This window comes from Streptomyces sp. WZ.A104 (assembly GCF_002382885.1).
Classification (GTDB): domain Bacteria; phylum Actinomycetota; class Actinomycetes; order Streptomycetales; family Streptomycetaceae; genus Streptomyces.
Genome location: NZ_NWVL01000009.1, coordinates 139,896 through 149,091, shown reverse-complemented (window position 1 = coordinate 149,091; position 9,196 = coordinate 139,896). Strand labels below are relative to the sequence as shown.

Sequence of the window (9,196 nt, the reverse complement as noted above, 5' to 3'; positions counted from 1 at the left end):
TGTCGATGAAGATCACTGGATAGACCGGGTCCAGGGGCCTGTTCTGCCACTCGGCCATGCCCTTGAGGACCTTGTCGGTGATCGTGGAGATCGTCTGCCGCGACACCTCGGCGCCATAGGCCTTGGACAGGTGAGCCTGGACCTCGCCGGTCGTCAGCCCCTTCGCGGCGAGAGAGATGACCATCTCGTCGACGCCCGGCAGACGCTTCTGCCGCTTCTTGACGATCTTCGGTTCGAAGGAGCCCTCGCGGTCACGGGGCACGGCTATCTCCACCGGGCCGACATCGGTCAGCACGGTCTTGCCACGGGTTCCGTTGCGGCTGTTGCCGCCGTTCTTCCCCGCCGGGTCGTGCTTGTCATAGCCGAGGTGGTCGGTGATCTCGCCCTCCAGGGCGGACTCAAGGAGCCGCTTGGTCAGCTGCTGCAGCAGCCCACCCTCGCCGGTCAGCTGCAGGCCCTCGGCCTGAGCCCGGCCGACCAACTCATCGATGGGCTGGTCGTCCACCTTCCTCGCCGGCTGCGGCTCAGCGGCCTTGGCGGACTCGGCCTCGGTCACGTTGTCGCTGGTCATCGATGCATCTTCCTTGATCAGGAGTTACACCGATCGTTTTACAGTCCCGACACGGTGCAGCGGCAGGGAATGCGCATGGCGGGCGACAAGTCCGTGCAATCCGGCGGAGGGTGGAGGGCAAGTGCGGTGCCCTCATCGAAGGGCAACAGGAGGTGGTCGGGTCCACGACAGATCCTGTCCGTGCCACCCGGCATCGTCGTCCGTGGTGTCGTCGGTGTGGTTCAGAGCGGTGTGGGCGGGCTGGAATACGGGGGCCAGGTCGATGCCGAGCGCGGTGAGCGCTGTGATCTGCGGCGCGGTCATCTGTGCGGTGTCACCGCGGCATTTGCGCAACCACTGACCGAGGCGGACCTCGTCGCCGTGGACGTCTTCCCGGTGGCTATACGGGACGTTCAGGTGGCCTTCGCGCTGCTGGTACTGGCGAGCCGCTGCCAGACCGCGACTGAAGGCGCGGGCGCGCGGTGCGGGATCGGACAGCAGCAACATGGAGTGAGGGTGCACGTGCGGTTGCTGGGCGGCTAGTTGGGCAAGCAACCGCCGCTGCTGGGGGTGCAGGGTGTGCAGTTGGGTCAGTTGGTGGTCCAGCCAAGTGCCGGCCTCATGCCCGGAGACTGGCGCGCGAGTCGGAGGGTCACTGTGTGGGGTGAGGGTGAGGTGGGTGTAGTCGTGCTGCCATGCCACACCCCAGGGCGGATTCCACCAGGGGTCGACTGCGTTGAGTGCGTCGATACGAACGCTGTGCAAGCTGTTGTCGGCGGCCAATTCTCGTTGTCGGGCCAGCCAGCGCAGGAGCGGCCGCTCGCGCGGGGTGGGGGCGTGGGTGACGGCCAGGGTGCCGTGACGGGCGGCGAACGTGATGGCCTGTTCCAGGTGGGCTTCGAAGCTGTTTTCGGGGTGCGGCCAGGAGATGTTGAGGCTGGTCAGGGCGAGAGCACGCTGGGCGTCGAGGCTTCCGTGGGCGTAGAGGGAGCGCTGCTGGCCCAGCCAGAGGCCCAAGGGGTATCCGGTGCGGTCGGTGTATTCGCTGGGCACGTCGAGGTGTCTGCGGCGTTCAAAGAAGCGGACGGCGGCCTGCCAGCCGATCTCCCATAGTCCGGTGTCGACCAGGTGGGTGCGCAGCTGGGTGGCGGAGGCAACCTCTCCCGCGCGTTCGGGCGGTGGTGGGCGGGGGATGATGCGCTTGAGATTGGTGTGGCCGCCGCCGAGACGCCGCCAGTAGTGGGCGTCGTGGGTACGCAGCCCGTTGAGGACTTCCCACAGGATGGCGAACTCCGAGGATTTCATGGCTTCTTCGGTTTTTTGGCGGGGGCCGATGTAGACGGGGATGATCAGGACGGCAATTTTGCCGATACCGGGTGGCTGGCGCAGGGCGCGGCCGAGGGACTGGATGATGTCGGAAGCGCTGCGTTTGGGGTCGGCGAACAGGACGGCGTCCGCATCGGGTACGTCAACTCCTTCGCCCAGGATCCGGACGTTGGATAGCACGGCTCCATCGACGTGGTCGGCGGGGCCGGAGCGGCGGCGCAGCAGGGGGGTGTCTTCGAACTCGGTCAGGAGCCGGGCACGCAAGCGGGGTGGCTGGTCGCTGTAGAGGGCGCGGGCCCACAGGCGGCGGATGCGGGTTGTGGGGGCGGCGGCCTCGACGGTGCGGGGCAGTGTCTCGCTGAACTGGCGGGCGTAGGCAATGCGGTTGTGGAAGCTGATGACGCGGCGGATGCGGTGGGTTCTCATCGTGTGCAGGAGGCAGACCTGGAGGGCGGCCAGGCGCAGGCCGTTGGGGCGGCGGGTGATGTCGTTGGTGTTGAGGATGTCGCGTAGGTCGTCGTCGGTGATGACTGGCGCGACGATGCGGTAGTCGGCGAGGATGCCGCGGTCGATGGCGTCGGCGAGGCCGAGGTTGTAGACGACGGGACCGTAGATGGAGGGGTCGTCCATCGAGGCGAGCGGTTCGGTCGGTTCGTCGGGCTGTTGGGTGCGGTGGCGGGGTTTTGTTTCGTCTTCGGGCTTCCACAGGCGGGGGGTGGCGGTCATGTAGAGGCGGCGGGCTGCGGGGATCTCGTGGTCGTGGTGGATGAGCGCCCATTGCTTTGTGCTGCTGCCGCTGCTGCGGTGCGCCTCATCAATGATCACGATCTCCCAGGGTGGCAGTTGGTGGTGCCGGTGGGCGCGAACGATCGCGGGGAGGGACTGATAGGTCGTGAACACGACGGCCGGACTAGACGAGACGGCCAGGGTTCGGGCGATGCGGGCCGGGTTAGTGGTGACGGCGAGACGGTTCCCGGAACGGTTCACCATGGTGTCTTTGAGTGTGCAGACGGCGAGCATGCGGTCGATGTGGCTGTCGGCGTTCCAGTGCCGGGCGGTCTGGCCGACCAGGTTCAGGGAGGGGACGACAACGAGGATGTTGCCCTGCTCGGTAAAATGCTCGGCGATTCGGATGGCGGTGATCGTCTTCCCGGTGCCGGTGGCGGAGATGATGGTGGCCCGGGACATGCGGGACAGGGCACGCACTGCGGCGTCGTACGCCTCGCGCTGGTGGACCCGTAGGTGTTTAGCCGCGGCCACAGCCTGGGCTCCCTTCGACGGGGTAGGCAGCACGGTCCGGCCGCACTCCTCAGGCGGCCGTGCAGCGGGCTCTGGGTCGACCTTGCGTCAGCCGCGTCAGCTGATAAAGGCTAATCGGGAAAGTCGTTACCGAGATCACATGCGCTCTCACTCCGGGGCGCGTCTTGCGGCACGGCGTGCGGAGGGGGTGAGTGGTGGAGCGCATACGGCCGTTGCCGTACCGGGTGCCTCTGGTGGACGGCGAGTCGACCGGTTCCTTCGTGACGCGGCTGGCGGCTCGTCACGGGCAGTCCGTCTCCCACCTTCTGGCCACGGTGGGCAAGGGTCGGTCCGCCGCCGATGTCGATCCCTGGGTGAGCGAGTTGTATTTCAACGCCGCTGCGCGCCAGCGGCTAGCTGAGATGGTCGGGCGCCCACTGGATCAGCTGGTGCGGGCGCTGGCGAGTCTGCGGGAAGAGCATCTGCTGCCCGTGGGGTCGGGGGCTGCAGCGTACAGATGGCCGTGGCGGCCGCTCAGCGGGTTCCTGGTACGCGGGTGTGCACTGTGCGCGGCCCGTCGAGGTGTGCTGGATCCGGTGTGGCTCATCCGCCCGGACCCGTGGCACATTTGCGTCCAGCACGCCCGTTTCCATGACTTCTCCCCCAGCGACCGGCATCCTTTCATCGACCTGTCCCCCGGCCCGCACGTCCTGCGGGCCGAGATGCGCAGACTCCAGTTGGTGAGGAAGCTGGGCCCGGTGGGCCGACTGCTGATCGCCGACGCCTTCGCGGTCCTGGCGCACCCTGCAATGCGCCTGCCCAGGCTGGGCAGCAGCCGGACCGCACCGCTGCGTCTGCTGCCCATCGCGGTCGCCGTCGCGTACCGCATGGCCAGGCTTGAGCGGCTGCGTCTGGAGGACCGGCTGGTATACGACGACTACCGTCGCTGGCGCGAGGAGGCCCGCAGCGATCTGACTTTGCAGCTCAGTCTGGCCCTGGACGCATGGAGCGAGCAGCATCAGCCGCTGCAGCCTCCTCCGCTGCCGCTCACCCGTGCGCCGCGCCCGCCCTCCTGGCACTACCAGCAGCCCCGCCTTCCCCACCAGCCCGCCGTGCCCGAGATGGCCCCCGTGGACAAACTCACCTGCCTCCCCTGGGAGATGCTGGCCCGTGGCCCCCGCCTCTATGGCTGACCGCATACAGGCGAATGGCATCCGCAACGCCGGTGCCGCCCAGCCAGCGCAACGGTGAGGGAACCACTCTGCAGCCACTGCCCGGGCAGAAATGGCAGGGATGAACTGCCACAACGTCTGCGTGTCGCCTAGCATCGGTCCAGTGCCGTTCCCGCCGTGGCTTGTGGGAGGCAGGTACGGAAGGGGCACGTCCTGGCCGATGGACATACAGGTGCAGTACCGCAGCGCGGCAGGGCGCACGTGCCGTGTTGAGCCGGCTGGGGTGCGGGGTGTGCCGCTGGAGGAGCGGCGGCGGTTGTCCGAGCCGCGCGCCTACCAGGGCCGCCGCTCCATTCTGACCAAATGGGTCTCGGCCACCACCGGGCAGGTGGTGTTGTGCACGAGCACGGTGCAGATGGCTGCGGCGATGCTTCTCGACTTCGATGCGGACATTGTGTGCTTCCAGTCTGGTGTGGTGCAGGTGCACTGGGAGTTGAAGGGCCGGCGCGGCACCGTGGAGCCTGCCTTCGTCGCCCGCACCCGCGATGCCCGCAGGCTGGTCTTCGCGCGTCCGCCCCGCAACGAGTCGGGCGTGGAGGAGCGGGTGCTGCGGCAGACCGGTGATGAGGCGGGCTGGGAGATACGCCCGCTGCAGGTGCCGCAGGGGGTGCTGCAGTCCTCGCTGGAAAGTGCCGCGCACTTCAGCGGCCCGGAGTTCGTCCCCGACGATCACGTCCGCCGGGTCCTGCTGGAGGTGTTCGCCCTTCCGCGTCCGCTGCAGGTGGGGGCCCTTGCCTCAGGCCTTGGGCTGAAAGCGACGGGGTATGCGTGGCATCTGGTGCGGACGGGCGAGCTGACGGGTGACTGGACCAAGCCGCTGCTGCCGACCTCGCCGGTGTGGGTTAGCCAGACTGCTGATGCCGAGGAGGCACGAAGGCGATGGCAACAGCCGTGAGGCAGACGGACACACAAGAGCAGGCCGGGCTGCGGCTCGGGGCGAGGCTGCGCTGGCAGGGCGGCACCTACCGGGTCCTGGTGCTGCAGGGCGCAGAAGTGCAGCTGGGCTGCCTGGACGAACAGGGAGCGGATGCCCGAGCCCTGGTCGAGGCAGTGGTCGGCGCCGACGACTTCGCTCTCCTGGACGCGGACCTGCAGGAACTCGAGCGGGAACAGGTGACGGACACCAGCCGTCTGTCCCTCCTGTCGGAAGCCGACTCCAAGCTGGTGCGGGACTGGGAACGCCATCTGCGGGAGATCGACGAGGGGGTGCCCCCGGATGCCGACGAGGGCGCGGTACCACGCCCCGGCTACGACCCCCACCTCTTCACCGTGCGCCAGCGTCTGGCCGTCAAGGCAGCAGAGATGAAGACGCTGGGCTTCAAGCACGCCTCGGCCGGCACGATCGAGCGGCGCCGCCGCGCGTATCAGGCGCGCGGCGTTTTCGGGCTGATCCGCGAGATCGTGCCGGGCTCGCCCTGGGGGCGCACCGACGAGCGGGTGGTCAAGCTGCTGCTGGCGGAGGTCAAGGCCGGGCTCGGGGAATCCGACGGGGACGCCAGCCGGCTGTATGACCGGCTGCAGGCAGCGGTGCAACGCGAATACAAAGCCGAGTACGACCAGCTGATGGTGTCCCGGGCGACCTTCTACCGGCTGCTCAAGCGTCTGGACGTCAGCGTGGACGCTCTGCACTGGCCCACCGATCGGCGCCTGGACGAGGCCAATGGCGCCGTGCCCCCGTATACGCCGACCATCGCGCGGCGGCTGGGCGAGCAGGTGCAGATCGACTCCACCGGCCTGGACATCATCGCGATCGGCGACGACGGACGGCCCGTACAGGTGGAGCTGACCGCGGCGATCGACGTGGCATCGAGGACCATCATCGGCGCGATGATCGTGCCGAAGGTGCCGGGCCGCGGCCCGCGGGGGCGGCGGCTGGGCGGACGCGCCACCCGCTCCTTCGACGCGGTACTTATGCTGGCCCAGGCCCTGGCCCCGATGCCCGCTCGGCCCGGATGGTCACCGCAGGCGCTGGCGGAGCGCTCTGAGATGCCGTACGCGGATCTGGTGGCGTGCGATCCGCGGACGGTCGGTGCGGCCGCGCGGCCGGTAATCCGCCCCAGGATGGTCGTCGTCGACCACGGCAAGATCTTCAACAGCGAGCACTTCGACGACGTGTGCCGGATGCTGCACATCAAGGTGCGTCCGGCCCGGGAGCGCACCGCTACCGACAAGGCCATCATCGAGAGCACCTTCAACGCGATCAAACGGCGGTTCTCGCAGCACGTCGCCGGCTACACCGGCTCCGACCTGAGGCGGCGCGGCAAGCACGTCACCGACGGACCGCTGTGGAGCCTGAACGAGCTGCAGGACCTCCTCAACGAGTGGATCGCCCTGGACTGGCAGCAAAAGCCGCACGACGGGCTGCGCAGCCCGTTCCTGCCCGGCCTGACAATCAGCCCGAACCGGATGTACGCCACTCTGGTGGCCGCCGAGGGCCATGTGCCACTGACGCTGACGCCGCACGAGAACCGCAAGCTGCTGCCGTTCCAGCATCTGAAGGTGACCGACAAGGGCGTCAGGATCGGCAACCGCACCTATAACAACCAGGCCCTGCAGGAGTACAAGGGCCGGCACACCGGGATTGCCGGACAGGGCAAGCGCTGGCAGATCCGCTACAGCCCCTACGCCCCACGGTTCGTGTGGCTGTGGGACCACACCAAGGACGACTGGGTGGAGGCGGAATTCATCCACCAGCGGCTCATCAGCGACGAGTGGACCCAGTGGACGTGGGAGCAGGCCACCCTCAACGTACTCGAGGACGGCGGCCGCAAGGAGGACGAGCGGCGCATCGCCCGCGAGGTGTCCGCCCTGCGCGAGCGGGCCCGCCGCGGTCCCGACGTACCGCGCCCGCGGGTACCGCAGCTGTTCACCGGGCCCGCACTGGATCTGGACGTGCCGGTGGTCGACCCGTACGAGGGCATCCCCGACCCCGACCCCGCCACCGTCGTCCGCGCACCGGCCCTCACCATGGCCGCCGAACACCTCATGCATGCGACGCGGCCCGCCTCTCCCCCGCCGGCTGGTCCGCCTGACGCCGAAACCAGGCAGGACCCGGAATCCGAACCAGCCGACGCTGGAGGCGTTGCGGGCCCCGACGACGATCCGCGAGGATCCGCCCACACGCAAAGGAGCGGTGCCCTCAGCCTGCGGGGCGGCGCAGCCGAGGTGTTCGGCATGATCCACTCCCCCGCCCGATCCCCGGACGCGTTGGGTGACGAAGAAGACGACGGAGGAAACCCGTGAGCCGAGACAACCTGGTCCACACCTTCGGCCCCGGCGTGGCCGAAGCCGTCACCCAGTCCATCGACCCGCCACAGCTCACCACCCGGGAGGGCTGGAACCAGACAGCCTCCCGCCAACTGGCCGCCCCCAAGCGCGCCGACTGGGCTCCCAAGGGCACCAAGGTCGGCCCGCGGGATCCCCGCCTGATGTACCACGCCGAGATGCTCCCGGTGGCCACACCGGCGCTGTGGCGGGGCCTGCTGGACGCACGGCGCCAGCTGCGCAAGAATCGCTTCCGCAGCGTCGGACGCGCCACGGACATGATCATCGACGGGGACCGGGGCACTGGCAAGTCCACACTGCTGGTGCAGATCGGCCGCGGCTTTCAGGGCCTCATCGAATCGGACCTGGGCCCCGACCCCAACCGCATCCCCGTCATCTACATCACCGTCCCGCCCGAGCGGGAGAGCAATCTGCACTGGTCGCTGCCCTTCGCCGAGTTCCTCGGCCTCAACCACACCCTTCACCCGGACGACCGCAACCGCCGCACCGCCGACATGACCGAGCCCGTCGCCCACGTGATGCGCCAGGCGAAGACCCGGCTCGTCCTCATCGATGGCATCAACCGCATCCAGGACAACGAGATCGCGGCCGCCTTCAGCTACTTCGAAGCCTTGCAGGACCGCACCAACACCACATTCGTCTTCTGCGGTACTGGCGCCCGTGAGATCGTCCACGAAGCCCGCTACGACAAGCGGCGCAAGAATCTGCCCGACGCGGTCAAGGGCAAGACCTACTTCAGCGACCTGCCAGTGCTGTGGGCCGGCACCATCCCCTACGGCGAGGACTGGCACAGCGTCGTCCAGGGCTTCGACGAGGACCTGTGCCTGTACGACCACAAGCCTCACTCCCTGCTGAAACTCTCTCGCTACCTCCACCAGCGCACCGGCGGCTACATCGCCTCCCTTAGCGACCTGATCTGCCAGGCCGCCCAGGAAGCCATCGAAACCGCCACCGACACCACACCGGAAGCCATCACCAGACGGCTCTTGGACGACATCCGCATCGGCCGCAGCGACAGCCGGTAATTCTCACTTGCCGGAGCTGACACGACGGGAAATGGGGCAGGCCGGGCCGTGGGTTCCACTTTTGAAGCTGCACGGCACTGCGGAAGGCCCCTTCCACCACGACGTGCTGTGGCTGTACGACCGCAAGTACAGCGAAGTCACCGGTGAGCTCGGGGACAGGGCGCCCGCCAGTGTCCCGACCGCCTTGCACCCGGACAGCTGGGTCCAGGATTTCCTCAACGTCCCTGCGCACTCCCTCGAGCGCGGACACCTCCGCTGAAACGCTGGCACGGGTCTTAGCGACATCGACCGGTGTCGTGACCCTTTCGCCTTCTGCACTCACATCGCCACGGGTTCGCGCCCGGATCTGCAACAGAGAGCACTTGGATGAACGTGAGCACGCAGCCCGTATGGGCTGAAGAGAGATACGAGCGCAACAAGGTCCGCCAACTGCTGGTTCCCGGCGGCACGCTGCAGGCCAGCGGCGAGGCCGGGGCTCTGCGGGTGTCCAACGTCTACGGCAGCTGGCCCGCGGTACACGCGGCAGCGGAGGCGGCCGA

6 protein-coding genes are annotated in these 9,196 nt (G+C 68.2%); 4 read left to right on the top strand and 2 right to left on the bottom strand.

Annotation, left to right across the window (positions count from 1 at the left end):
• Window positions 1-571: transposase (locus CIB93_RS07470; RefSeq protein ID WP_179500015.1), on the bottom strand; the 571-nt coding region annotated here is incomplete at its 3' end.
• A gap of 132 nt (window positions 572-703) precedes the next feature.
• A complete protein-coding gene (locus CIB93_RS07465; RefSeq protein WP_179500014.1) occupies window positions 704-3,136 on the bottom strand; it encodes a DEAD/DEAH box helicase in 2,433 nt (810 codons plus the stop codon).
• 191 nt (window positions 3,137-3,327) lie between these two features.
• On the opposite strand from CIB93_RS07465, the gene CIB93_RS07460 reads away from it, so the two are divergent.
• The 4 genes from CIB93_RS07460 to CIB93_RS07445 all read left to right on the top strand — a co-directional run bounded on the left by CIB93_RS07460 (window position 3,328) and on the right by CIB93_RS07445 (window position 8,657).
• Window positions 3,328-4,308, top strand: coding sequence for a TniQ family protein (locus tag CIB93_RS07460; RefSeq protein ID WP_096625285.1), 981 nt, complete (start codon window positions 3,328-3,330; stop codon window positions 4,306-4,308).
• Between the two features lie 271 nt (window positions 4,309-4,579).
• Window positions 4,580-5,242 (top strand): hypothetical protein, encoded by a 663-nt coding sequence (locus CIB93_RS07455; protein WP_143660007.1) that lies wholly within the window; start codon window positions 4,580-4,582, stop codon window positions 5,240-5,242.
• Window positions 5,227-7,590 (top strand): Mu transposase C-terminal domain-containing protein, encoded by a 2,364-nt coding sequence (locus CIB93_RS07450; protein ID WP_096625281.1) that lies wholly within the window; start codon window positions 5,227-5,229, stop codon window positions 7,588-7,590. The genes CIB93_RS07455 and CIB93_RS07450 overlap by 16 nt, the downstream gene beginning before the upstream one ends.
• Window positions 7,587-8,657: an AAA family ATPase gene (locus tag CIB93_RS07445; protein ID WP_096625279.1), complete on the top strand. Its 1,071-nt coding sequence runs from the start codon at window positions 7,587-7,589 to the stop codon at window positions 8,655-8,657. Before CIB93_RS07450 ends, CIB93_RS07445 begins: the two co-directional genes overlap by 4 nt.
• Window positions 8,658-9,196: the final 539 nt, after the last annotated feature.